We start from the raw sequence: 24,875 nt of genomic DNA, 5'->3' as shown, positions 1-24,875 counted from the left end.
CAGAACACCCTTTTGTGGTCATAGTCACTATGCTTTTAGTCACCGTTAGAGGCTACGTGCGACCACGTCTTCAATGTAGGTGACGAGTGTGCGTACAGCCATACCAGTGCCCTGCTTAGGCGTATAGCCGTAAGGTGCACTTTCGTTGAACGCGGGGCCAGCGATATCCAGGTGAGCCCACGGAATGGTTTGTCCGGACTTATCCTTGCCAATAAACTCCTGCAAGAACACCGCTGCCACCATCATCCCTCCCATGCGTTCTCCGATGTTAGCCATATCGGCTACGGGGGAGTCCAGCGACGGACGCAATTCCTCCGGCAACGGCATGGGCCAGATCAATTCGCCGGCGCGGTCGGCTGCAGCCTTCAAAGCGGCAGTGACACCCTCGTCTCCCATGACACCGGCCGTGCGGTGGCCCAGGGCGACTACCTGGGCGCCCGTAAGCGTTGCCACATCGATGATGACATCCGGGAACTCCTGTGATGCCGCGACGAGGCCATCGGCCATGACCAAGCGGCCCTCGGCGTCGGTATTGAGAACCTCAACGGTTTTGCCGCCAAACATGGTCAGCACGTCGGAAGGACGGATTGCCGTGCCAGAAGGCATATTTTCTGCTATGCAGAGCCAGCCCGTGACGTTCACTGCGAGGCCAAGCTTGGCCACAGCCAGGACCGTGTTCAGGACAGCCGCAGCACCGGCCATGTCACATTTCATGGTGATCATTCCGGCGCCCGGCTTGATGGAGATACCACCGGAGTCAAAGGTGATGCCCTTACCTACCAAAGCTAGATCGGCCACCGCCTTCTCCGACTTATATTCGAGCTTGACCAGACGCGGTGGGCGTGAAGAGCCTTGGCCAACCCCGACGATGCCGCCGTAACCGTCTTTGGCGAGCCGCTTTTCATCCATAACGGTCACCTTGACCGGAAGGCCCTTGGCCAAGTCTTTGGCGGCATCAGCAAACGTGGCTGGGAAGAGCCGGCTCGGAGGTTCGTTGACGAGCGTACGCGTGGCGTTCACTGCTTGGGCCAGAACAGCGGCGCGTTCTAGTACGCCGGCTAACACGGGATCCTTAGCCAGCGAAGTGAAAATGGTGACCTTGGCTACTGGCGCCTTCTTCCCTGCGGTATCTGAGTGCAGGGAAGCATACTGGTAGGCGCCAAGTGCTGCGCCTTCGGCGATCGCGGAAACCTGGGCCACCGCCGTCGTCGGCAGTGCCAGGATCACGTGCTTGAGCCCGGCGAGCTGGCGGATGGCGGAACCGGCGGCGCGGCGCAGTGCCTCCTGGGTGATCTCGGAGCCCGATAATTTGCCGACGCCAGCCAGTACCAAGACCTTGGTGTCCGAATCCGGCAGGCCAGGCAGGCGTACCAACTGGTCAGCGGCGCCGCTGACGCCCAAAGCTTCCAAGGAAGCTTTCAATGAGTTCACGGCTGAGGCCGACAATGGAGAGTCCAGCAGGACGGGCCCGTCGGCGCCTTTGCCGACTCCGATGACTAGAGCATCAGCAGTGGTCTTTTTCAGATTCGCACTGATCACGCTGAAGGAGATGGGGTGGTTCGCACTCACTTTAGAAATTCCTCACGTTGGGATGGTTGTAGAGGTCATGCTCCTAAAGAGCGTAACTCTTTTCGGCCGGCAGGGGCCGCCCTCCAATGAGTCGCTGAGGTGGCTCCCCGATACCTGCGGTACCGTTTAGAGAGTGAGTCACGTGGACGTGCGCACTGCGGTGGTGAAGCCCCGCGTGTAGGTGAGCGTCTCAAACGAAAATACGGCGGCGACGGACCGCTACGGCCGCCAACGAATGACCACAGCAAACAAACGGTAGGTGTCTGGAATGTAACCGGGCACCCGCAGCGTTGTGATGCATAGAGGCGTTAGTGTTAGGAAGACTATGACCGAGACAACAAGCTCACCTTTTCAGGATCCAAGAAGCCTGTATTCCCTCAATGAGGGGCTGCTAGCCTCTGAAGATTTGCGCGGGCTGAACCTGTTAATGTCCTTTACTGGCTTCGCGGACGCTGGCCACGTGGTCACACAGATCAATGGGGAGCTCACCGATCACTTAGCTGGCGAAACAGTGGCCGTGTTCGATATTGATCAGCTGATCGACTACCGCTCGCGCCGCCCCCGCATGACATTTACTGAAGACCACCTCAGCGACTATGTGCCGCCGTCCCTGGTGCTGTACCGCATGATTGATGCGCTGGGCAAACCATTTTTGTACCTCACCGGCAGCGAACCTGATCTACAGTGGGAACGCTTTACGCTGGCTGTGCTGGAACTAGTCCGCAGCTTGGATGTGAATCTCACGGCTTGGGTGCATTCGGTGCCTATGCCGGTTCCGCATACCCGCCCCATCGGGGCAACGGTACACGGTAACCGTCCGGAGCTGATCGAGGGTATTTCGGCCTGGCGGACCACGTTAGAACTCCCGGCCGCCATCGGACACGTGTTGGAATACCGGCTGGCTGCCGAGGGTCGCAACGTAGTGGGCTATGCAATCCATGTCCCGCACTACTTGGCCGACGCCGAATACCCGCCGGCCGCCGTCGCCGGTCTAGAATATTTGGGGGCCGCGGCATCCCTGATGCTGCCCAGTGAGCGCCTGCGTGAGGCCGGACGGGCTGTGGAACGTCAAATCAACGAACAAGTCCAGGCATCCACGGATGTAGCCGCTGTGGTATCGAACTTGGAAAAACAGTACGACGAGCATTCCGACGTGAGCGCGCGTCGGTCCTTGCTGGCTGATGAAAATGATGAACTGCCCGATGCCGACGAACTCGGCGCTGCAGTGGAGGCCTACCTGGCAAGCCGCGACGCCGGATCTCCGGGAGATAACGGCACGACCACACCCTAGCCGTGGGTGTGAGAAATATCCTGCCCCAGCTATCCCCAGCATTACTCTCTCCAGGCATAAGCTTGGGCGGTGGATAGTAAACGCGCGTGGATAGTTTGGGGAACCGGCGTTTTCGCCTACCTCATTGCAGTGACTCAGCGAACCTCTTTTGGTATTGCCGGCCTTGAGGCCACGGAACGATTCAACGCAACTGCGGCGGCACTATCCGCCTTCACTGTCATTCAGCTATTGGTCTACGCAGTGTTGCAAATCCCCGTCGGTGTCTTGGTTGATAGATTCGGCCCCCGGCTCATGATTGCCTCTGGTGCGGCATTGATGACTATTGGTCAAATTCAACTTGCAGCGGCCACTTCCGTTCCGGGCGGCGTAGTGGGCAGGGTACTGGTCGGAGCCGGGGACGCTATGACGTTCATTTCGGTGATCCGACTGATCCCGGCATGGTTCCCCTCTCGCCGCGTCCCAGTGCTGACTCAACTAACTGGCCAGCTAGGGCAGCTCGGGCAGCTGATTTCCATTGCTCCTTTCGCCGTGGCACTTACCGTGTGGGGCTGGAGCCCGGCGTTTCTATCTTTGGCAGCCCTGGGATTGCTTGCGTGCATCCTTTCCGTTGCCCTATTGCGAAATGTACCGGAGTCCGACGCGGAGCCTCCGGTCCTAGCCAGTTTCAGGGAAACTGCCGGGGACCTTGCGAAAGCGTGGAAGCAACCTGGGACTCGCTTGGGGATGTGGAGTCACTTCGCGACTCAGTTCTCCGGAAATGTCTTCGTTCTGACCTGGGGTTACCCCTTCTTAGTGTCCGGAGAGGGTCTCCCCCCGGCGGAAGCGAGCCTGCTGCTGAGCCTGTTCGTGGTGGTCGGGTTGGTGTGTGGGCCATGGCTGGGTACTTGGGTAGGCCGGCATCCCATGCGCCGATCCACCATGGTTCTGGCTGTCACCAGTGTGATCACGGCGGCATGGCTAGCCGTGATCCTTCATTCTGGGCCATCGCCGCTGTGGCTGTTAGTCGTTCTAGTTCTGGCGCTTGCACTGGGCGGGCCTGCATCGATGATTGGCTTTGACTTTGCCCGCACTTTCAACCCTTCCCACCGCATTGGAACGGCCACCGGCATTGTTAACATCGGCGGCTTTTGTGCTGCCTTGGTCACCATGTACGTGGTGGGATTGATACTTGACTTGCTGCACAACAGCGGCTTTTCCGGTGGCGATCTTTATTCTCTAGACTCATTCCGAATTGCATTATCGTTCCAATTTGTCGTTTTTGCCATAGGCATTGGAGCGGTTATCAGTGTCCGCAGGGAGGTCCGTCGGCGCATGGCAATGACTGGTGAGGCAGTACTCTCGTGGCGTGTGGTCTTCACCGATAGTCGACGCAGACGCACACAATACAAGACCGAACTGCGCGAAGAGCGTCAACAACGACGCAGCAAAGATGACGTCGGGTGAGAGTCACTTAGCCTCGCCTTTTTCAGACCAGCCGACTCCGTCCGGACCGGAGGACTGTTAGTACACCTAGTGCACCGGGCGTGCGCGGGCGTCCTGCGAGATTCCCATGCAGGTTCGTCGGGGGAGTGGGAACTATGCCCCTGTTTTCCACAAAATTGCCTGTTTATGGTTGGCTCTCTTTTGCTCCGGCAGCCTTCGGACCAGCCTTGAGTTATGGAAAATATAGACAAGATTAAAGTCAGCTCCGGTGAAGACCTTTTGGCGTTCATACCTCACATCATTGGCTATTGGCCGGAGAACAGCGTGGTCTGCATTGGCATGCTCGGCAAAACGCTGCGGGCAACGATTCGTCTTGACTATCCGCCAGGCAGCGCCGTGGATACCGAGAGATTTTCCACCCTCGTGGCTGGACAACTCTCCGCTGATCGGCAAGCCGACGGGGCGTTGATAGCCTTTTTCGGATCGAGTGATTGGAACAATCCCGAACACTTCGTCCATCAGAAACTTTACGATGCACTGACGCAGGCACTCGCCAGTCACGGGATGCCCGTTCGGGATGCGTGGTACGTCGGGAAGGAGCATTGGCGAAGCATCGACTGCAACAATCCGGAGTGCTGTCCGTGGCCCGGTAGAACCAATACGAAAATCACTGCAAGTTTCGTGAACGCTGAGCTCATCTATCGGGGTAGTTCGGTAGCGGGAAATCCTCGGGAGCGAGTACCGGAATTAATAGCCGTCAGGGACGCGAATTTTTCCCAGCGTGTGGCCGATTCCGCTGTCATGTTCGCAAAGAATTTGCAGGGTCACGGTATGGCCGAAAATCAACTCTCTGCAACTCTCGCTGTCTGGGAACGGGTGTTGGCACGCTGGCCTGAACCTCCCGGCTCTTCCGTGAGTGGATTTCTTATGGCCTGCCTCGAGGAGTCCTCCGTCCGGGACACTGTGCTGGCGTCCATAGCATCAACACCACAGCAGGCCCTGGCTGGCGCCACAGGCTCCGGATGTGTTCTCGCCAACATCACGCAGGTGAGGGTGCCACGGGAGGGGGATAGCGGCGGCCAAGGCGACGGAAAAATTGTGGATATCTTCGATGCATCGGATATCGAAAACAATGCGGCGATTGCGTACTTTAATGCAATTTTGTTGGGGGGGCAGCTCCGAGGGAGAAGAGCTGATCGAAGCGCCGAACTGGCGGCGGATAGACCTGGCAGAGGAAGTGCTGCTGTTCTTGGCGCGCTCCATGACTGGTTCAAAGCGGGCCCCTGTGCTGTGCATGCTTGGCTGGATCCAGTGGTGCAGAGGCCGAGGTAGCTGGGCTGGCGTCTATTTTCAGCAGTCGCAAGAGTGCCAGCCCGGGTACCGCCTGGCCTTTCTTTTGGAGAAGTTACTGGATGCTGGATGTATAGCTGCTTGGGCTAAAAACCAAACCACAGCTTGGCCAGGATACCGGCAGGGGGCAAGTACCAGCTGAACTGGCGTGGGGCTCGCTGTGGACAAAACCGGAGTTGTTTTCGTGAGAGAATGGAGGCTGAGACCCGGTTGGGTCCGTGTTTTGTGCGGCACAGCGTGTAGGCGTTTTTCTGAAATTATTCGTGATGGTGACAATGGGAACATTGTGGCGTTGCGGGGAGTTGTACAGTCTGACCCTCCAAGTTGCGGTGACGCGTAAAAGCCTCACGGACTTGACAGGGTCATAGTGGTGTTGCCCGACGGTAACTCCACAGACCGCCGTAAGAAAGGTTTTCTGTGTCTGCTACTGCCAAGAGCAAAGACTCCACAACGAACGAGCTTGTTGACGCTGCTGCCGCGCCATTGACGCCGGCGCAGAAGCGTGCCGCCACGATAGCTGCCAAAAAAGCTGCAGCAGACGCTGCCGGGGAAAGTGCACCCAGCGCGGCCAAGAAGGCTCCGGCTCCCCGTAAGTCCCGCGCTAAAGCTGCTGCCGAAGCGCCGGCAGAGGCGCCCACTGCCGAAGATGACGATCACGAAGAGTCCGACAAGGCGCAGAAGCCGTTGCCGACAGGTACCGGCTTTGTCTATTCGGATTCCGACGACGACGACGCCCCCGTTCAGCAGGTCATGTCCGCAGGAGCTACGGCGGATCCTGTTAAGGACTACCTTAAGCAGATCGGTAAGGTGGCTCTGCTGAATGCGGAGCAGGAAGTTGACCTTGCACTGCGTATTGAGGCTGGTTTGTTTGCGCATGAAAAACTTGCGGCCGACGACGGCGCCATGGATGCCCAGCTCACCAGGGATTTGCAGCGGATTGTCCACGACGGCAAGCGCGCAAAGAACCACCTGTTGGAGGCCAACCTCCGTCTGGTTGTCTCGCTAGCCAAGCGATATACGGGACGTGGCATGTTGTTCCTGGACTTGATCCAGGAAGGCAACCTTGGTTTGATCCGTGCTGTAGAAAAATTTGATTACACCAAGGGCTTCAAGTTCTCGACCTATGCGACGTGGTGGATTCGCCAGGCGATCACTCGTGCCATGGCAGACCAGGCACGTACCATCCGTATCCCGGTGCATATGGTGGAAGTCATTAACAAGTTGGCCCGCGTCCAGCGCCAGATGCTCCAAGATCTTGGCCGGGAACCCACACCCGAAGAGTTGGCCAAAGAATTGGACATGACTCCGGAAAAAGTTGTTGAGGTCCAGAAGTACGGTCGTGAGCCCATTTCCTTGCACACACCGTTGGGCGAAGACGGCGACTCAGAGTTCGGTGACTTGATTGAAGACTCCGAAGCTGTTGTACCGGCGGATGCCGTTTCCTTCACGTTATTGCAAGAACAACTGCATTCCGTTCTGGACACCCTCTCGGAGCGGGAGGCGGGCGTAGTTGCCATGCGTTTTGGCCTCACGGATGGACAGCCGAAGACTTTGGATGAAATTGGCAAGGTCTATGGTGTTACCCGCGAGCGGATCCGCCAGATTGAGTCCAAGACAATGTCCAAATTGCGTCACCCGTCCCGCTCGCAAGTTCTTCGCGACTACCTGGACTAAGCCTAAATCTGCCGCCGCGGCTAAGTCCTGCGGCGAGAGTCCTGCGGCAAAGCTAAGAAGCGCCGAGGGTCTTGAAATCCTCCCCGGAAGTTGGACTGAATAATTCAGATCCGATACTTTCGGGGAGTTTTTTCTTCTCGCGCTTGTCCTATAAGTTCCCAGCGAGTGTGCCGACTGTCTCCACGGATACAACTCCAACACCATCTCGTTAACGAAGAGAGTGTCTGAGCCCAATGAAATTTCGGGCTCAGACACTCTCTTCGCAGACTCTTAGCTACCGAGCCCAGCTTCCGGGGATCCGTTCATTCTTGGAGCCCTTTGGCTTTGTTTCTAATCGACGCTTTGTTTCTAATCGACAGAGACGGGTGTCTTCTCGTTGAGCCGGCTGGTCTCGTCGTGCCATTCTGAGGCTAGTGGGCGAAGGGTACTCTCCACCGAACGGGCATGGTGCCCACAGAAAAGTAGTTCGCCGCCCGAGGATTCCAGCACTACGCGGACGTAAGCTTGTGCCCCGCATCGGTCGCAGCGATCCATCGTGTTCAGCTCTCGGCTGGCAATGGCGGTGGTAGTCATGATGGCCTCCTTCAAAAGATCTTGTACTTCATACAACCACCAAGGGGGCCAATACCATGCCCGCCACGGCCTACTTTCGCTTACCGCGTAGCTCAAGGCGTGCGTATCGGCATGCCTGTTCAGCTCCGGGCTCAAGAGACGTTAACCTTGATAAGGGCCCAGGTGCCCTGCTTAGTTCCGATCATCGCCTGCCTCAACCGTCACAAGGAGTATGCCGCAGTGGCACGAATGAGTTCCGATTACAGTGCCCGCCACCTTTCCGTGCTGGAGGGCCTTGAAGCCGTGCGGAAACGACCCGGTATGTACATTGGCTCCACAGACTCACGCGGGCTGATGCATTGCTTGTGGGAAATAATCGATAATTCGGTCGATGAGGCTCTTGCTGGCTACGGACAGAACATCAAGGTCATCTTGCATAGGGACAATTCCGTTGAGGTGCATGACGAAGGCCGTGGCATTCCCGTGGACATCGAGCCGAAAACAGGCCTGAGTGGGCTCGAGGTCGTACTGACTAAACTCCATGCCGGAGGCAAGTTTGGAGGTAGTTCCTACGCGGCTTCAGGTGGCCTGCATGGTGTTGGTGCCAGTGTGGTCAACGCACTTTCTGCGCGCATGGACGCCCAGGTTGACCGTGGGGGTAAGACTCACCAAATGAGCTTCCGGCGTGGGGAGCCCGGCCACTTCATGGACACTGGGCGGACTCTGAGCCCGGATGTTTCCTTTGAGCCGTTCGTTGAGAAGTCCAGCGTGGATATTGTGGGCACTACCAAGCGTGGGGTCACGGGAACCCGGATTCGATATTGGGCCGACCGGCAGATCTTTACTGCAGACGCGAAATTCTCTTACGAAGAACTAGTTGCCCGTGCACGTCAGACTTCCTTTTTGGTGCCGGGCTTAAAAATCACAGTCTGCGATGAACGGCGCATGGCCGGTACGCCGGGCGAGTTCGCCTCCCACGAGGAGCTTTTTCACCACGACGGCGGCATTTCAGAATTCGTTGACTTTCTTTCTGTCGGTGGACAGGTCACCGACATTTGGCGTCTACAAGGTGGTGGATCATTCACTGAGACTGTGCCGGTGCTCAACGCCGAGGGCCATCTAGAGAGCACTGCCGTTGAACGGGACTGTGAAGTGGATATTGCCCTGCGTTGGGGTGTTGGATACGAAACCACTATGCGTAGTTTCGTCAATATCATTGCCACCCCGAAGGGCGGCCGGCACCAAGAAGGCTTTGAACAGGCCTTGTTGAAGACGTTCCGCAAAGTTATTGAGTCCAACGCGCGCAAACTCAAGGCCGGGAACGACAAAATCGAAAAAGACGACGTGATGGCGGGCATGACAGCCGTACTGACGGTTCGTCTGGCAGAACCGCAGTTTGAGGGCCAGACGAAGGAGATTCTAGGCACGGCTGCCGTCAAGGGCATCGTGGCGAAAGTGGTAGAACGGGAGCTCAAGGCCAAGCTGGAATCTAGTGCCCGTGGCGAGAAGATTCAGTCTGCGACGCTGTTGGAGAAGGTCGTCTCGGAAATGAAATCGAGGATCTCTGCTCGTGTGCATAAGGAGACCCAACGCCGCAAGAACGCCCTCGAGACCTCGTCATTGCCCACCAAGCTGGCAGATTGCCGTAGCAACGACGTTAAGAGAAGTGAGCTGTTCATAGTCGAGGGAGACAGCGCCCTGGGTACTGCCAAGCTGGCCCGCTCCTCCGACTTTCAGGCTCTGCTTCCGATTCGAGGCAAAATTCTGAACGTGCAAAAAGCGTCGGTGGGCGACATGCTGGCGAATGCCGAATGCGCAGCCCTCATCCAGGTCGTCGGCGCGGGCTCTGGCCGCAGCTTTGACCTTGAGTCCGCCCGCTACGGCAAGGTCATCCTCATGACGGATGCCGACGTCGACGGTGCCCACATCCGCACATTACTCTTGACGCTTTTCTTTAGATATATGCGCCCCATGATCGACGCCGGCAACGTGTACGCGGCAGTCCCGCCTTTGCATCGGGTAGAGATCGTCCATTCCGGCTCCAAGCCTAACGAGATGGTGTACACGTACTCGGAGAGGGAACTGCATGCGTTGCAGTCCAAGTTGGAGAAGGCGGGCAAAAATTATAAAAAGCCCATCCAGCGTTACAAGGGTCTCGGCGAGATGGATGCGGAGCAATTGGCTGAGACCACAATGGACCCCCGTCACCGAATGTTGCGCCGGGTAACTAGCATCGATGCGGATCGCGCAGAGCGGACATTTGAGCTGCTGATGGGCTCCGAAGTTGCTCCGCGCAAGGAATTTATTGTTGCCGGAAGTGAGCACCTAGACGTCGAGCGGATCGACGCCTAGCTGTCCGGAGAGCAGTTGTCCGCAGGACAGCTTGAGGGAGAAGACGCGGCTGCCGTCAAGGAGTTTTAGTGCAGTAGCCCGGGCACCGTCAGCAGTGCCGTGGGAGCTGCCAGGAGTAGAAGCGCTCCACTCAAAATTAGGACTTGTGCTCCGGTTCCTAGCGCGGGCTCCGGAGTCAGAAGCCTGCTCAGTCTGGCTGAGGTCGTGGCGGGAGTGTCAATTTTCTCTCCGGAGCCCCCGACCAAGGCGGCTGCCGGGAGCTCCGAGGAGCCACTGGCCACTAGAGCGATCGCGGCAACAAGTGTCGATTTCGTGACGTGGCGCAGGGCGACGTCGTCGGCCATGATCTCAATGAGTGACGAAACTGCGCGCTGAGCCAATTTGGAGGTAGGCAGCCATGGCAAGGCCGCGCGCCAGGCGGCAAACGCCCACAGTAAAAGGTGGTGGCGTTGGGCCAAGTGCGTTTGCTCGTGGAGGAGGACAGCACGCAGTTCTTCGGGCGAAAGCAAAGCCATGAGTCCGTCGGAGAGCACGGTTACGGAGCGCGAACCACCTGGCAGGCAGTAGGCGACCGGGGCTTTGTGGTTGATGACCAGCGTGTCCGGGCGCTCGGCATCCGGAAAGCTGAGCAAGTGCAACAAATCGCGGTGATGGCGCCGTTGGCGGTTGATGCGGAAATATGTCAACCAGAGGGTGAAGAGTAGATGGACGGTGAGCAGTCCTGCCGCTGAGAGCGCGAAGGTATGAATAAAGCCCAAGCGGTCAAGGGATTCTTGGCCGAGGATTATCCGCCTTAGACCCTCTAGGCCTTCCCCCAAATTGCCGCCCAGTGGCAGCAGCCCCCAGAACAGCATGGCTCCGATCATGGACAGCCCACCGGCAAGGGCAATGGCCTGCCACAGGACCATGGCAGCGAAGGGCGCTCTGGCGGGCCAGCTGGCGCGCGAAAGGAAGACGGGAACAGGCCAAGCCAAGGCGATGGCAAGGCCCGCCAAGAGCCACGAGGTCCAGAACATGTTTTACAAAACTACCGTCTCGGGTCGGGGTCCGGAGCTACGCTCCGCGCGGATGAACTCAGTCGTGCCCGAGTAACTTACGAAGTGTTGCGGCTTCGCCCTCGCTCACGGTGCCGATGAAACGTGCTAGAACGGCTTCGCGGTCTGGTGCCGAGCCCAATACCTCGAGCATGAGTTCGGCCGTGTGCTCGGCGCGGCTGGTGACAGCGCGGTAACGGTGCGGGCGTGAGGAGCGTTCCCGCTCTACCAATGCCTTTTTTTCTAGGCGGGAAAGCACCGTCAGGACCGTCGTGACGGCCAGTGGCCGGGTGTCTGTGGCCGAGGGGCGCCCTGAGAGGAGGTCGCGTAGGGAGTTGGCCGTGATTGCTTCCGGGTGCTCCCATAGAAGATCCATAACCGCGCGCTCAAGATCTCCAAGTGTTGCCATGCAAGATACCTCTATGTTCGTGTTTGCGGCCCAAGCGGACCCTGGTGGACTTTCATGTCTACAGAAGTAAATGTACAGGTTTTGACAGCAATGTTCTACACAGGGTAGAACTTGAAGTTCTACAACGTGTAGAAATATTGGTGCAGTTCGCGCTTTTTGTAGATCGAGGGTTATTGATGGAAGCTCTGGACATTGCCCGATGGCAGTTCGGGATTGTCACCGTTTATCACTTTTTGATGGTCCCATTGACCATCGGACTTGGACTGTTGGTCGCAATTTTACAGACATCCTGGCACCGGACCGGAAGGGAAGAATACCTCCGAGCCACAAAGTTCTGGGGCAAGCTGTTCCTGATCAACTTCATAATGGGTGTCGCCACTGGAATTGTGCAGGAGTTCCAATTCGGCATGGCGTGGAGCGAGTACAGCCGTTTTGTGGGAGACGTCTTTGGTGCGCCCCTAGCCATGGAATCATTACTGGCGTTCTTTGTGGAGTCGACCTTCTTGGGCTTGTGGATTTTTGGCTGGAAAAAGCTACCTGCCAAGATTCATCTGGCCTGCTTGTGGGTTGCCGTCTCTGGGTCCATCGTCTCCGCCTATTTCATCTTGGTGGCCAATTCGTGGATGCAGCATCCCGTGGGCGTTCAGTTAGTTGATGGTTACCCGCAGATGGTGGACGCGTGGGCCGTGTTTACCAATAACACCGCGCTAGTCGCCTTTTTCCACACCATGACTGGTGCCTTGGCTGTGGCTGGAGGTTTTTTGCTAGGCATTTCCTGGTACCACCTCTGGCGGCGTCGGCGTGACGGAATCGACACCGTCGATGCAATGGGCCGTGTGGTGGTGGGAGAATCGAAAACCATACCGGGACGGGATAAGACGGATCACTCAGTATGGATCAAATCCCTACGTTTCGGTGCGGTGGTGGCAATGATCGCTTTTGCCGGATCTGCAGTATCTGGAGACATGTCGGGCAAGCTCATGTTCGAACAACAACCTATGAAGATGGCGGCAGCAGAGGCTGCCTGCCACGACGGCACCAGCTTCTCCATTCTTTCGGTCGGGGATCTGAGCAGCAAAGACTGCTCCAAAGTAGTGGCCGTGATGGAGATTCCAGGACTGCTCTCATTCTTGGCGCACAACGACTTCACCACTGATATCAAGGGCGTCAATACGCTGGTACCGGAATACCAGGCGAAATACGGCTCCACTTTGCCGGATAATCCCCTATACGGTGACCGAGCTGGCCAAGCTATCAACTACGTGCCCGTCATGGCGGTGACGTACTGGGGATTCCGGATGATGATCGGCTTCGGCGCCCTCGCCGCCATGGCTTCGGGACTGGCCCTGTGGATTGCACGCAAGGGAACGGTACCGCAGGCGAAATGGTTGATGCGTCTGGCCCTGGTGGGCATCTTGGCGCCGTTCGGCGCCAACGCCGCAGGCTGGATCTTTACGGAGTTGGGCCGGCAGCCTTTCGTTGTGGCCCCCAACCCTTCTGTGTCCGGCGTGGACCAGGTTTTCATGTTCACGGCAGCAGCCGTTTCTCCAGGTGTCTCGGCGGGGGAGCTGATCTTTTCGCTCGTGGCACTCGGCGCGGTGTACGCGGTGTTGTTGGTGGTTGAAGTGGTTCTGCTCACCAAATACATTCGTGGCGGCGTAGCGTCCGCCATGCCAGAGCTGGGGCACTTCGATGACACAGGCGAAGGTGGCGGCGGCGACCATACGGGTGGGAAAGATAGCGAAGATGTTCTTGCATTCGCCTATTAGCCTGCCGGCGCACTCACCTACGAGCGCCGACTCGCGCACCCGCTTCGCCACTCCCGCGTCGACCAACCTAAGCTAAGGATTCATTCAATGGATTTCCTCCCCACACTATGGTTTATTCTCATTGCTGTGCTCTGGACCGGGTACCTGTTCTTAGAGGGCTTCGATCTGGGCGTTGGCATGCTGATGAAGACGTTCGCCCGCGACGAAAAGGAGCGCCGGCTGCTCCTGAACACGGTAGGTCCGGTCTGGGATGGCAACGAGGTCTGGCTCATTACGGCTGGCGGAGCCACTTTTGCCGCCTTTCCGTTCTGGTATGCGTCCTTGTTTTCAGCGCTTTACATCCCTCTGGTCTTTGTCCTCTTGGCCTTGATTTTCCGGGCGGTTGCTTTTGAATACCGTGGCAAGATCCATCGTGATTCTTGGCGTCGCGCTTGGGACTGGGCTATTGCCGTTGGATCCTTTGTTGCCGCTTTTGGCATCGGTGCCATGCTGGCCTTGACCACCACCGGCCTGCCGTTGAATGAAAACGGCGACCGCGTGGGTGGCCCGTTTGCCTGGTTCACGTGGTACGCGGTACTGGGCGGGCTCGCTCTTGTGGGGTTCTGCCTCATCCAGGCTGCTGCGTTCCTGGCCCTGAAGACCGACGGCGACGTCCGTCATCGCGCCCGCCGTCTAGTAAGCCGATGGCTGCCAGTGTGCCTACTACCGCTTGCCGGCTGGGTCATAGCCGTGGCATTGATGAATGGCAAGTGGTTTAGCTGGGTACTGATAGCTGTGGCAGTGCTAGCCGCGGTGGTTGGGTGGCTCGCTAATGGGAAAGGTCGGGAAGGCACCAGCTTCTTGGCACTGGGAACTTTTCTGATTCTGGGAAGTAGTGCCATTTTCAGCGCTGCCTTCCCTGTGGTGCTCCCGTCCACCCTGAACCCCGTATGGAACCTGACCGTCACCAACGCCTCCTCGTCCGCCTATACCTTGCGACTGATGACGATCGTGGCAGCAGTGGGGGTACCTCTCGTGCTGGCCTACCAGGCGTGGACTTACTGGATTTTCCGTAAACGCATCAGTGTTGCACACCTGCCCGAACCTCATGACTTTGAGCCGGCTGTTGGACCGGACACCCATTCAACACCTCGCAATGCCGATGTGAAAGCATAAAATGAGCCCGCGTCCTGTTCTTCCGTCCGGCCAGCACACCCGTCTTGCACTCGCCGGGCTCGGGGGGCTCGCAGCGCTGAAAGCCGTAGCCCTCGTGCTACTCATGAGTGCCTTGGCGCATGCTCTTGCCGGATGGGCAGGCGGAACGCAGCCCGACCTTGCGCGACTGAGCATTCAGGGTTCTCTAGGTGCGCTGCTATTGGCAGGGACTGTGTGGGGCCAAAAGATCCTGGCTCGCCGTGCAGCGCTAGGTACAAAGGAGGAGCTGCGAGCACGTCTGATGGTGCATCGCCTCAGTGGCAATGGCGGTGTCGGCGGTAGCAGTTCCGAAGAGGGGACCGGCGCTGAAGGGATGCTGGCCAGCCGTGGACTGGATGGTTTGGACAACTATTTCACGGCCTATCTGCCGGCGTTGGTCACTTGTGCCGTTCTGCCACTACTGATCGGGCTGACGATCCTCGTTACCGATTGGGTCAGCGCTCTCATCGTTGCGCTGACAATCCCTCTGGTGCCCGTGTTCATGATTTTGATTGGCTTCCACACACAGGATCGCGTGCACTTGGCGGCCCAAGGCTTGGATCGTTTGTCCAATCATCTACTCGAACTAGCCCGCGGACTGCCCGTCTTGGTTGGCCTGCGGAGAGCTGGAGCGCAGCGTCAAGCATTAGCCGACGTTTCTGAAAAGTACCGCATATCCACAATGGCCACCTTGCGTACAGCGTTTCTCTCAGCAATGGCGTTGGAGCTGATCAGTACCATCTCGGTGGCACTGGTTGCGGTGTTCATAGGTGTCCGCCTGGTGACGGGGCAGTTCTCACTCGATGCTGGATTGCTGGCACTAATGCTTGCCCCGGAGTGTTTCCGTCCCCTACGCGACATCGGTGCTGCTCATCATGGCAGTGAAGACGGCGTTGAAGCTTTGCGGCGTGTAAACGAAATTCTGGAGGCCGGTGCGGGCGCAGATGATTGCCCAACAACAAGGTCCAACGTCGTGGCCACCGCTTCAGGCGATCCGGTGGGGCTGGCAGTGCATGCTAGGGCGTTCACCGTGATGTATCCAGGAAGGACGGAAGCCGCCCTAGACTCCTTCACGGCGTCAGTGGAACCCGGCGGGGTGCTTGTGCTGGATGGCGCCAGCGGAACCGGAAAGTCAACCGCTCTTGCAGCGATGGCTGGTCTGCTGGGCGATGTCAGTGGGCCAACCGGGAATAAGGCAGTGGACCAGGGGAAAATTCCCCGTGTTCTGGAGCTGACGGGTTCTTTACGTACCCCGCCCCGCAACGCCGTGATCTGGATAGCGCAGCACCCCCTCTTTACCGAGGAAACCGTGGCCAAGGAAGTAGCGCTTTATGCTGGTGGCCCGGCTAGAATACCGGTGTCACCGGCAGTCGTGCAGAGGGCTTTAGCATCGGTGAACGCTCTTCACCTTGGGGGGCGCGCACCATTACAGTGCAGCCCCGGTGAGTTGCGCCGCGTGGCGGTGGCTCGTGCGCTGGCTCGGATTGCTGTTGATCCAGCCGTGGAACTAGCCCTGTTCGATGAACCAACAGCTCACCTTGACCCCGTCTCAGCACGCTGTGTGAGGGTCGCCATCGCGGCACTTGCAGGCTCTCTTGCCCTGGTTGTAGCCACGCATGACACCTTACTTGCGGCGCTTTTGCGGGGAACTGGAGACCATGCGGCCCTGGAGGCCGTCGCCGTTGGTACGTCAGACGTTGGCGAGCCAGACTTTTGTAGACCAAACCTTGGTACGTCAGACGCTGTTGGCGCTGAAACACTGCGCGCCAACGCTGCTACGACGAACAGCGCAGATCTGCCCGAAGGGTCCATCGCTCCAAGCTTTCAATGGAGCTGGCTGCGACATTTGCCGCTGCGGTCGCCACGCTTCATCGCCGGCGTGTTGGTTGCTGCGTTGGCCACGCTCAGTGCCGCCGCGCTCGCTGGAATATCGGGCTGGTTGATTGTCTGGGCGGCATCCGCGCCACCCATCATGTATCTTATGACGCTCATTGTGGGAGTTCGGACTTTTGGGATCGCTCGTTCGGTGCTGCGCTACTCTGAACGGCTACTTACTCATGATGCGGTGTTCCGATGGGCGGCGAGGCTGCGGCTGGACCTGTGGGATGCCTTGGGTACGGATGTGCGCCATTGGGGGAAGCTCACACGTTCCGGCGGTGCTCTTGGCACGCTGATCGCCGACGTTGACGAGCTCCGAGACGCACTTCCTCGAGTGGTTGTGCCGATTCCCGCAGCTGTGCTCTCTTATCTTGGCGTGCTGGCGGCGACAGTCTTGCTGGTGCCCCCTGCAGCTACGGTCGTAGTGATCCTTGGAGTGTTGGCCATGGTGGCATTGCCAGTGATTGTGTACCGGGCGCAGAGGAATTCCGCCGCAGCGGCAGCCCTGCATCGGTCCTGGCTGGCCTCTCGAGCCACCACACTCTTGGGGGCAGCGGAGCAACTACGGGCCAATGGTGTAGGTGCTGTCCAAGCTGATGCGTTTGCTGTCAGCGATTCTGGCGTTGCCGCACCCCTGCGCCGCATGGCGTGGGCCAACGGCTTGGGCCAATCAGCTGTTTCGCTGCTGACGTCTCTCGCCGCGGTGGCGGTGGCAGCAGTATGTGTTGGAGCCGGGACCGACCCCCGGGCTGCCGCCGTGGTTGCCCTGTTGATGCTGGCGTTGGCAGAACCCTTGGGCCAGTACATCGAAGCGGTGGAACAGTTGCCCGTATTGTCAGCCATGATGGCACGGACGATGCCGTTGCTCGATTCCGCAACGACGGTGGAAACTAGTGCGTTCAAGCCCGACGATGTACCTGCAGATGCTCGTGGGTTGACGATCACAGATGTGAAGGTGGAAAACATCACGGCCCGCTACCCAGGGATGCGCCAGCAAGTGTTTAGCGGCGTCAGTGGCAGCACGATGCGGGGTAGGTGGTGGACCGTGAGTGGGCCGTCCGGGTCGGGAAAATCAACGCTGCTTGCTGTTTTACTAGGTTTTCTCAAGCCAGTTCAGGGGAGCTATACGCTCAACGAAAAGCCGCCGACGCTCGCTGCGCTAGGACGGGTGGCTTGGTGTCCGCAGGAGTCGTACTTGTTCAACTCCTCTCTGCGAGCCAATTTAGCGCTAGCACGTCCGGCGGTGGATGCGCCGCAGGATGACGAACTGGAACGGGTCATTGAAACCGTGGGTCTTAAAACTTGGTATTGCGGCTTGCCGGATGGGTTGTCGACGCGTGTTGGACCTGGCGGACATCACCTTTCCGGTGGGCAGCGGACTCGCTTGTCAGTGGCCAGAACACTCGTGGCAGGTGCCGGCGTCGTACTTCTTGACGAACCAACTGCACATCTAGGTGTGGACGAGGCCGCCACGCTGATTGTGGAGCTCCGTGCGGCCCTCTCTCAAGCGGCCGTGGTGCTGGTGACGCATGACCCCGCTCTGGCTAGCAGTGGCGATTCCCATCTGGAACTAGGCGGCGGCGAAGCCGAAAACGATGCTGACGCGGGACTGCTCAGGCGTCCACATCGTGCAGGTGATGGATCAATTCGTGCAGAAAATAGCCAGATAGTGTCAAAATGGTGAATTCTGTGCCATTGCTGCGAAGGCCACGTCGTTCCCAAAGCTCACTGTTGACAGCGCCAAAGGCCTCGGCAGCATCTTGACCACATTGGACAAGCTCTCCGGAGACTTCTGAGGGCTCAAGGGAATCGTAGTTACCATTCAAAGCAGCCTGGTCTTGATCCCAGTCGGCAAAAGTTGGGTTGTTTGTGGCAAGCATTGCCTCTAGTCGCCCCGCAAAGAGGTCAAAAACGTCCCGGATGTGCGCGGCGTATTCGAGTACCGACCACGTCGAATCGTTGGGACGCTGCTCCACGTCAGCCCTCTTGAGTGCTTGCTGCCATCGCGGTAGCAAGGCGGGAATGGTTGTCGCCAGTGTGGCCGGAGTGGTGCTGGAGGCGTCAAAACCACAGTCCGGGCAAGCCCTCGCAAGTACCCAGGTCCAGTCTTTATTATCGGCAATGATAGGCATGTGGCCAGTCTATGGTGTTCCCGGGTTACGATGCTTGCCATTTTTACGCCGTGGACAGCAAACTGCTCCGGGCTCTAGTCAGTGGGGAGATCAAACGCCTCCTGCAACGCATCCGGGACGGGAGTGGGATGAGCCGACGGCGCGGACAGCTCTCGGGGTGTTGGCTCCGTGCTGCTAGCCGCATCTGCGCTGTTGGGAGTTGGACTGGGCACCGGAGTGTTGGGTGCCGTCAAGTTGGGCCCGAGTAAATCAATGACAGCAGACAATGCAACGCCTGAGCCATCTCGATGCCCGTGCTCGACGGGTAGCGCCCGGGCCACCCCAGAGGACGTGGACGCCTTAGCTGGACCGTGGCCAGCCCAAGCCAGTGTGAGCCTGTCCTCGCCCTTGACGAACCGGTGGGCGCGGACACCGCCCGTGGCCCGTCCTTTGGTGGGATATTCAGCAAAAGCTGTGACCTTCGCGCTGCCCGAAGGCGTCCCGGGCAGAGCCTCCTGCCCCCCGGCCACAGTAACTACCACTGCGTCTTCGTCGGACGGGGAAACCACAGCAAAGCTAATAACGTAGTCACCGGCGCTTAGTTTCATTCCAGCCATACCGCCAGCGGAGCGGCCTTGCGGGCGAACGTTCGCGGCACTGTACCGCAGCAGTTGGGCTTGGGCGGAGATAAACACCAGATCGGCGTCGTCCGGGGCTACTGCGGCGCCGACCACACGGTCCTTGGGCTTCAAGGCAATGAAGTCCCACTCATCCCGGTTCAACGGGTACTCGGGCATGATGCGTTTGACGACTCCGGCAGCTGTGCCCACAGCGAAGACCTCGTTGAGCGGGACAAACCCGATCAGAGTTTCGCCCTTGGTCAGGGTAATGAATTCTTTGGCGGCTACTCCACCAGCCAAGTTCGGAAGGGCATTGGTTGGGGGAAGCGCGGGCATATCAACCACCTGTAGCCTCACCATCCTGCCCAGTGACGTCAGCGCGCCCACCTCGGAGCGGGCACTGGTGCGCACAATCGAGGCGAACACGTCGTGCTTGCTTCTGGCACCGTTGTCGGTAAATGTGTCAGCTGTGGACGTGCGGGCAATTTGTCCAGTTGCGCTGAGCACCACCCAACAGGGGTCATCGGCTATTTCCAACGCCAGTGGAGCCAGTTTTCCATTCCCAGCCGGCCCGGCCGCGGCAAGAGCCTTAGCCACTGATGGGGCCATTGCCTCGGACTCCAGCAAAACTGTGCGCCGTGGCGTAGCGTATTTGGCTGCAACCTCGCCCAACTCGTCCGAGACCAGCTGATGGAGAATTTCCCGGGATTCAAGGATCGCAAGAAGTTCGGCAATTTCCCGGTGCAGCTCATCGCGTTCGCTCTCCAACTCCACTAGGGAGAACCGAGTGAGTTGACGCAGACGAAGAGCCAGGATGTAGTCGGCTTGGACTTCGGTGAGGTCGTAAATGTCCATGAGACGTTGACGCGCAGACGCCACCTCATCGGAGGTGCGGATGATCGCAATCACCTCGTCAATTTCGACGATCGCGATGAGCAGGCCTTCTACCAGATGCAGGCGGTCTTGCTTTTTTCCCAGGCGAAAAGCTGTCCGGCGCCGGACCACGTCAATCCGATGAGTGAGGAAGACCTTGAGCAGTTCCACCAGACCAAGAGTCTGGGGCTGTCCGTCCACCAGACACACGTTATTAATGCCGAATGAGTCTTCCATGGGGGTGTATCGGTACAACTGGGCCATGACAGCGGCGGGATTGAAACCATTCTTGATTTCCACGACCAAACGCAGTCCGTGTTTGCGGTCCGTCAGATCGACGAGATCCGAAATACCCACAAGTTTCTTGGCGTTGATCGCGTCTTTGACCTTCTCAACAACCTTTTCAGGTCCGATCAGGTATGGCAGTTCGGTGACGACCAATCCAACGCGGCGAGGCGAGAGCTGTTCGACAGCGATCTTGGCCCGTGTCTTGAACGACCCCCGGCCAGTGGCGTAGGCGTCCCGAATGCCGGCAAGGCCTACAATCCGGCCTCCGGAGGGCAGGTCCGGGCCCGGGATGTACGCCATAATGTCTTCGAGAGTGGCATCGGGGTTGGCGATCAAATGTTGAGTGGCTGCAATGACCTCACCGAGGTTGTGCGGTGCCATATTGGTCGCCATTCCCACGGCAATGCCGGTGGCGCCATTGACCAAAAGGTTGGGGTACGCCGCAGGGAGCACCGAAGGCTGCATAATTTGGCCGTCGTAGTTGGGCACGAAGTCCACCACGTCCTCGCCGAGGTTGCCCGTCAAGGCCAGAGCCGGTGCGGCGAGTCTGGCTTCCGTGTAACGGGATGCCGCGGGGCCGTCATCGAGCGAACCGAAGTTGCCATGCCCGTCAATGAGCGGCAGGCGCAGGGTCCACGATTGGGCCATACGCACCATGGTGTCGTAGATGGCAGAGTCACCATGTGGGTGCAACTTGCCCATGACCTCGCCCACCACGCGAGCACTCTTGACGTGCGCCTTATCCGGGGTAAGGCCCATATCCGCCATCATGTAGAGGATGCGGCGCTGCACAGGCTTGAGGCCGTCTCTGGCATCAGGGAGCGCGCGGGAGTAAATCACCGAGTAGGCATACTCCAGGAAGGAGCCTTCCATTTCGCTGGAGACGTCTATATCAACAATGTTCTCGGTGAAGTCATCGTCTACTGGCGGTTGGCGCTTGGCCATGGTGGCGGGGGTTCCTATTCTGTGCTGCGGATGTTACTGCCGGACATTGGCCTAGTAATGCAAACATGTCGGTACAGTGATTCTATGGTGAAGCCAGAGTCCGTACCCGTATATCCGGCATATTGGGAGGCAGACGTCGTCCTGCGAGACGGCGGGACGGGACATTTACGTCCCATGAGAGCCGACGATGCCGACGCTGTCCAAGCGTTTCACATGGCGCAGTCCCAGAATTCTATCTATTTGCGCTTCTTTACCTACAAGTCACAGCTGACTCCCAAAGAACTGCGCCGGTTCACGGAACTGGACTACAGGGATCGGGTGGCGTTTGTCATCACCCATGGTGTGGAGATCATAGGGATTGGCCGCTACGACCGTTTGGACAACCCTGCAGAGGCCGAGGTGGCGTTCAACGTCTCGGATGCGAATCAGGGGCGCGGGCTTGGCTCGATCCTTCTGGAGCACCTTGCTGCGGCTGCCAGGGAAAACGGGATCGGTAAATTTACCGCGGAAGTCTTGCCGGAAAACCGGAAGATGATGCAGGTCTTCTCCGACGCCGGCTACGAGGTCCATCGGCACTTTGATGACGGAGTGGTCTCATTGGCCTTCAATATTGATCCCACCGAAAAATCGCGGGCAGTCATGGAATCGCGTGAACACCGTGCCGAGGCCCTCAGTGTGACGGGGTTGGTAGCACCGCGCTCCGTAGCCGTCATCGGGGCCAGCCGGGCGTGGGGCAGCGTTGGGCAGCAATTACTGGAGCACGTGGTTGAGGACGGATTCACGGGGGCACTGTATGCGGTCAACCAGGAAGCTCTGGAAGTCTCCGGCATGATGCCCTACGCCACTATTGGCGAAGTTCCGGGCCCCGTTGACTTGGCCGTCATTGCCGTCCCGTATGAGCAACTGCTCTCTGTGGTCCAACAATGCGGTGCCGCAGGTGTCAAGGGGCTGGTGGTGGCAACAGCAGGGTTTGCCGACGACGGCGAACGGGGCATGGCGCTCCAGCGCACCTTAGTGCGCCAAGCCCGGGCCAATGGCATGCGGCTAGTGGGTCCGGCGTCCCTGGGATTGGCCAACACCGATCCAGCAGTGTCCTTGAACGCGTCGATGGCACCAGTTCCGCTCCGACGCGGGGGACTGGGCATTTTTACCCAGTCTGCGGCCATCGGAGTGTCCTTGTACGCGTCGTTGAGCCGACGCGAAGTGGGACTTTCCACCGTCCTTTCAGCCGGCAACCGAGCTGACGTCTCAGGAAATGACCTGATGCAGTTTTGGGAGGACGATCCCAACACCACAGTGTGCGCCCTCTACCTGGAATCCATCGGAAACCCACGCAAATTCTCCCGAATCTCCCGGCGATTAGCCCGGCGTAAGCCTGTCATTGTGGCGAAATCTGACACCATGGGCCTTCGTTTACCCCCGGGGCATGCAGTACGAACCACGCAGGCCCCCAGCGGAGCCCTGGATTCCATGCTTCGCCAGTCCGGCGTCATCAGGGTTGACACCATTGAACAGTTGGCCGACGTCGCTCAGATTCTGGTGAGTCAGCCGTTACCCAAGGGGCCGGGCTTAGCCATCCTGAGCAACTCGCTGGCCTTGGGCAAGGTGGTGGCCGACGCCGCCGAGCAAGAAGGTTTACGTGTGGCCGGAATCATCGCTGATCTGAAGTTGGACACAGGCCAATCTGTGGCACTCCCGCTGCTCCAACGCACCTTGTCACAAGTGCTGGCGCGTCCAGACGTAGATCAGGCTATCGTCACCTTGCTGCCGGTCGTCGGGCTCAGAGTTGATGTCATCGCGGAGACACTCAAAAAGTGCTCCGAACAGGCTGGCAAACCCGTGGTGGCCGTCTTCACCGGGATCGTCGACGTGCGTATCCATGTAAACCGGCAGCTGGGGGATGGGCTGCCAGCCTATTCCAGCCCCGGAGCAGCAATTGCGGCGCTCGCAGCTGTGACCTCTTATGCGCAATGGCTGACGCTGGAAACACCCAGCTTTGATCCGCCCCGTGGTGTGGCTCCTCAAGCGGCAGCGCAGATCCTGGAGCGCTGGAGGGAAGACGTCCTGGGCAATGAGCTTCTCACTCTTGATCCTCTCCGGACAGCGGAGCTACTGGCTCATTATGGGATTGAAGTGCTTGAGTCCGTTCCGTTCTCTAGCGAAGACGAGGCCGTGGCCGCAGCCGAACGGCTTGGTTGGCCGGTCGCCATCAAGACCCTTGACGCGACTTTGCGGCACCGCTTGGATCTAGGCGGCGTGCGCATCAACATTGAAAACGCTCAATCGTTGCGTCGCAACATCGCCCAGATGCGCAAGCTACTGGAACCTTACGGCAGTACGGAATTTGAAGTACAAAGCATGGCGGAAGTGGGGCAGTCGTGCACCCTGCGTGCCATCGAGGACCCCTTGCTGGGACCCGTTGTCTCTTTTGGCCTTTCCGGCGATGCCGTGAACTTACTCAACGATTGGTCACACCGGGTACCTCCGCTCTCCACCCGGGATGTGGAAGAACTAGTCAGGGGGCCTCGTGCGTCAGTGAAGCTCTTTGGTTATGAAGGTTTGCCGGCCGGTAACGTGGCTGCACTTGAGGATCTGGTGGCTCGTGTGGCACTGCTCAAGGACGAGCACCCGGACATTGCCTGGCTTGAATTGAACCCGGTTCTGGTGGGACCCAACAAAGTGAGCGTCTTGGCCGCAGATCTGCGCATCGGCAACCCGGCCCAGCGTACCGATAGCGCCCGACGGGCCATGATTTCCTGATGGGTTCGCTTTAGTCTGTGCCAAAGTGCGAAAATAGGTCAATGAACAGCTTTGGAGCCGGACCCTCGGCGAGGACCACGGACCGCGATCTTGAATCGGCCCTGCAACGGTCTGGGTTTTATCCGCGCTTGGTACAGGACGTTGTTAGTGACGCATTGGACGGTGCTAACCCACTGGCGCACCTGATACACCTAGAAACACATTTTGACCGCACCGAAGTACACCGTCACATCACCGTTCTGGTACTGACCGAAGAAATGTTGGTGGTCACCCATGTGGATGATCAGCAACTTGACGACGCCGGCGAGCAGGTGGTGGCTCAGGTCTCCACGGAGTCCGTCCCGGTGGATCAGATACGTTCAGTGGTGCTCAGTTACACCTATGCGCAGCCTCAGGACTACAAGCCATCTGATCCGGCCCGCGAGCTGACAGTCTCCATAGCCTGGTCGGGTGGACAGCGACTCGATATGGGACCCGCGTCCTGCGGAGACCCCGCGTGCGACGCAGATCATGGCTACACGGGATCGATCGCCCAAGAGGATATTGCCTTGCGTATCAGCGCAGAAGCTGACGGATTGGCAGCAGTGGCGGACGCCAAAGCCTTTGCCCGTGCGCTGCGAAGCGTGAACACTGGTTCCGGAGTAGCTAACCACCCAGGAACGCCCGCGCAGGGACCCAAATTCCCTGTCCTTGGCCAACGTCTGGGCCGCAACCACTACCGGCGTTGAGCGAGGTGGCAGACATCAAGCCCACCGAGTCAGTCTCTGGCTTCAGCGCTGAACAAGGCCTCCCTTCGCCCCTTGCG

Annotated in this window: 17 protein-coding genes; 11 read left to right on the top strand and 6 right to left on the bottom strand. The window is 58.7% G+C overall.

Annotated features, from left to right (window positions below):
- Positions 1–45: 45 nt before the first annotated feature.
- The gene (locus tag LOH53_RS12060; RefSeq protein WP_230067995.1) at positions 46–1,569 is read right to left on the bottom strand and encodes a leucyl aminopeptidase; all 1,524 of its coding nucleotides are present in this window, start codon (positions 1,567–1,569) and stop codon (positions 46–48) included.
- Between the two features lie 325 nt (positions 1,570–1,894).
- Here LOH53_RS12060 and LOH53_RS12055 point away from each other — a divergent pair, with 325 nt between their 5' ends.
- The 5 genes from LOH53_RS12055 (at position 1,895) to LOH53_RS12040 (ending at position 7,306) form a co-directional block, all read left to right on the top strand.
- The gene (locus tag LOH53_RS12055; RefSeq protein WP_230067994.1) at positions 1,895–2,860 is read left to right on the top strand and encodes a proteasome assembly chaperone family protein; all 966 of its coding nucleotides are present in this window, start codon (positions 1,895–1,897) and stop codon (positions 2,858–2,860) included.
- A 69-nt stretch (positions 2,861–2,929) separates the two neighbouring features.
- Positions 2,930–4,303, top strand: a complete 1,374-nt coding sequence (locus LOH53_RS12050) for an MFS transporter (RefSeq protein WP_230067993.1) — start codon at positions 2,930–2,932, stop codon at positions 4,301–4,303.
- A gap of 213 nt (positions 4,304–4,516) precedes the next feature.
- On the top strand, positions 4,517–5,614 hold the full coding sequence (locus LOH53_RS12045; RefSeq protein ID WP_230067992.1) for a DUF4192 family protein: 1,098 nt from the start codon (positions 4,517–4,519) through the stop codon (positions 5,612–5,614).
- Positions 5,544–5,774 (top strand): DUF4192 family protein, encoded by a 231-nt coding sequence (locus tag LOH53_RS17040; RefSeq protein ID WP_376991720.1) that lies wholly within the window; start codon positions 5,544–5,546, stop codon positions 5,772–5,774. The genes LOH53_RS12045 and LOH53_RS17040 overlap by 71 nt, the downstream gene beginning before the upstream one ends.
- A 275-nt stretch (positions 5,775–6,049) precedes the next feature.
- Positions 6,050–7,306 (top strand): RNA polymerase sigma factor, encoded by a 1,257-nt coding sequence (locus tag LOH53_RS12040; protein WP_326832775.1) that lies wholly within the window; start codon positions 6,050–6,052, stop codon positions 7,304–7,306.
- A gap of 348 nt (positions 7,307–7,654) precedes the next feature.
- Here the strand turns inward: LOH53_RS12040 and LOH53_RS12035 are convergent, their stop codons facing one another.
- Entirely contained in the window at positions 7,655–7,879 is a 225-nt protein-coding gene (locus LOH53_RS12035; protein ID WP_230067991.1) for a DUF7455 domain-containing protein, read from the bottom strand.
- A gap of 228 nt (positions 7,880–8,107) precedes the next feature.
- Between LOH53_RS12035 and LOH53_RS12030 the strand changes: the two genes are divergently transcribed.
- The gene (locus LOH53_RS12030) at positions 8,108–10,210 is read left to right on the top strand and encodes a DNA gyrase/topoisomerase IV subunit B (RefSeq protein ID WP_230068087.1); all 2,103 of its coding nucleotides are present in this window, start codon (positions 8,108–8,110) and stop codon (positions 10,208–10,210) included.
- A gap of 65 nt (positions 10,211–10,275) precedes the next feature.
- Here LOH53_RS12030 and LOH53_RS12025 read toward each other — a convergent pair whose 3' ends face one another.
- Both LOH53_RS12025 and LOH53_RS12020 read right to left on the bottom strand, forming a co-directional pair.
- A complete protein-coding gene (locus LOH53_RS12025) occupies positions 10,276–11,226 on the bottom strand; it encodes a M56 family metallopeptidase (RefSeq protein WP_230067990.1) in 951 nt (316 codons plus the stop codon).
- A gap of 58 nt (positions 11,227–11,284) precedes the next feature.
- Complete coding sequence (locus tag LOH53_RS12020) at positions 11,285–11,653, bottom strand: BlaI/MecI/CopY family transcriptional regulator (protein ID WP_230067989.1); 369 nt, start codon at positions 11,651–11,653, stop codon at positions 11,285–11,287.
- Between the two features lie 176 nt (positions 11,654–11,829).
- Here LOH53_RS12020 and LOH53_RS12015 point away from each other — a divergent pair, with 176 nt between their 5' ends.
- The 3 genes from LOH53_RS12015 (at position 11,830) to cydC (ending at position 18,157) form a co-directional block, all read left to right on the top strand.
- Positions 11,830–13,422 carry a cytochrome ubiquinol oxidase subunit I gene (locus LOH53_RS12015; RefSeq protein WP_230067988.1) on the top strand — a complete coding sequence of 531 codons (1,593 nt, stop codon included), beginning with the start codon at positions 11,830–11,832 and terminating at the stop codon, positions 13,420–13,422.
- A gap of 87 nt (positions 13,423–13,509) precedes the next feature.
- On the top strand, positions 13,510–14,577 hold the full coding sequence (cydB, locus tag LOH53_RS12010; protein WP_230067987.1) for a cytochrome d ubiquinol oxidase subunit II: 1,068 nt from the start codon (positions 13,510–13,512) through the stop codon (positions 14,575–14,577).
- Position 14,578: 1 nt separating this feature from the next.
- Entirely contained in the window at positions 14,579–18,157 is a 3,579-nt protein-coding gene (gene cydC, locus LOH53_RS12005; protein WP_230067986.1) for a thiol reductant ABC exporter subunit CydC, read from the top strand.
- Here the strand turns inward: cydC and LOH53_RS12000 are convergent.
- Together LOH53_RS12000 and LOH53_RS11995 are read right to left on the bottom strand one after the other, a co-directional pair.
- A complete protein-coding gene (locus tag LOH53_RS12000; protein WP_230067985.1) occupies positions 18,087–18,605 on the bottom strand; it encodes a DinB family protein in 519 nt (172 codons plus the stop codon). The two genes, cydC and LOH53_RS12000, sit on opposite strands and share 71 nt — an antisense overlap.
- Before the next feature lie 74 nt (positions 18,606–18,679).
- Positions 18,680–21,310 carry a DNA gyrase/topoisomerase IV subunit A gene (locus LOH53_RS11995; RefSeq protein ID WP_230067984.1) on the bottom strand — a complete coding sequence of 877 codons (2,631 nt, stop codon included), beginning with the start codon at positions 21,308–21,310 and terminating at the stop codon, positions 18,680–18,682.
- An 84-nt stretch (positions 21,311–21,394) separates the two neighbouring features.
- On the opposite strand from LOH53_RS11995, the gene LOH53_RS11990 reads away from it, so the two are divergent.
- Positions 21,395–24,070, top strand: coding sequence for a bifunctional acetate--CoA ligase family protein/GNAT family N-acetyltransferase (locus LOH53_RS11990; protein ID WP_230067983.1), 2,676 nt, complete (start codon positions 21,395–21,397; stop codon positions 24,068–24,070).
- 41 nt (positions 24,071–24,111) lie between these two features.
- Positions 24,112–24,798 carry a DUF5998 family protein gene (locus LOH53_RS11985; RefSeq protein WP_230067982.1) on the top strand — a complete coding sequence of 229 codons (687 nt, stop codon included), beginning with the start codon at positions 24,112–24,114 and terminating at the stop codon, positions 24,796–24,798.
- Positions 24,799–24,875 lie beyond the last annotated feature (77 nt).

The organism is Arthrobacter cryoconiti (assembly GCF_020905375.1).
In the GTDB taxonomy this organism is placed as follows: Bacteria; Actinomycetota; Actinomycetes; order Actinomycetales; family Micrococcaceae; genus Specibacter; species Specibacter cryoconiti.
Note: the sequence above shows the minus strand (reverse complement) of the source record. Positions and strands in the feature narration are given on the sequence as shown.

Coding starts and splice junctions, on each gene's coding strand:
- LOH53_RS12055 (WP_230067994.1), top strand. CDS start 1,895: ATGACCGAGACAACAAGCTCACCTTTTCAGGATCCAAGAAGCCTGTAT.
- LOH53_RS12045 (WP_230067992.1), top strand. CDS start 4,517: ATGGAAAATATAGACAAGATTAAAGTCAGCTCCGGTGAAGACCTTTTG.
- LOH53_RS17040 (WP_376991720.1), top strand. CDS start 5,544: ATGACTGGTTCAAAGCGGGCCCCTGTGCTGTGCATGCTTGGCTGGATC.
- LOH53_RS12035 (WP_230067991.1), bottom strand. CDS start 7,879: ATGACTACCACCGCCATTGCCAGCCGAGAGCTGAACACGATGGATCGC.
- LOH53_RS12030 (WP_230068087.1), top strand. CDS start 8,108: ATGAGTTCCGATTACAGTGCCCGCCACCTTTCCGTGCTGGAGGGCCTT.
- LOH53_RS12025 (WP_230067990.1), bottom strand. CDS start 11,226: ATGTTCTGGACCTCGTGGCTCTTGGCGGGCCTTGCCATCGCCTTGGCT.
- LOH53_RS12020 (WP_230067989.1), bottom strand. CDS start 11,653: ATGGCAACACTTGGAGATCTTGAGCGCGCGGTTATGGATCTTCTATGG.
- LOH53_RS12015 (WP_230067988.1), top strand. CDS start 11,830: ATGGAAGCTCTGGACATTGCCCGATGGCAGTTCGGGATTGTCACCGTT.
- cydB (WP_230067987.1), top strand. CDS start 13,510: ATGGATTTCCTCCCCACACTATGGTTTATTCTCATTGCTGTGCTCTGG.
- cydC (WP_230067986.1), top strand. CDS start 14,579: ATGAGCCCGCGTCCTGTTCTTCCGTCCGGCCAGCACACCCGTCTTGCA.
- LOH53_RS12000 (WP_230067985.1), bottom strand. CDS start 18,605: ATGCCTATCATTGCCGATAATAAAGACTGGACCTGGGTACTTGCGAGG.
- LOH53_RS11995 (WP_230067984.1), bottom strand. CDS start 21,310: ATGGCCAAGCGCCAACCGCCAGTAGACGATGACTTCACCGAGAACATT.
- LOH53_RS11990 (WP_230067983.1), top strand. CDS start 21,395: ATGGTGAAGCCAGAGTCCGTACCCGTATATCCGGCATATTGGGAGGCA.
- LOH53_RS11985 (WP_230067982.1), top strand. CDS start 24,112: ATGAACAGCTTTGGAGCCGGACCCTCGGCGAGGACCACGGACCGCGAT.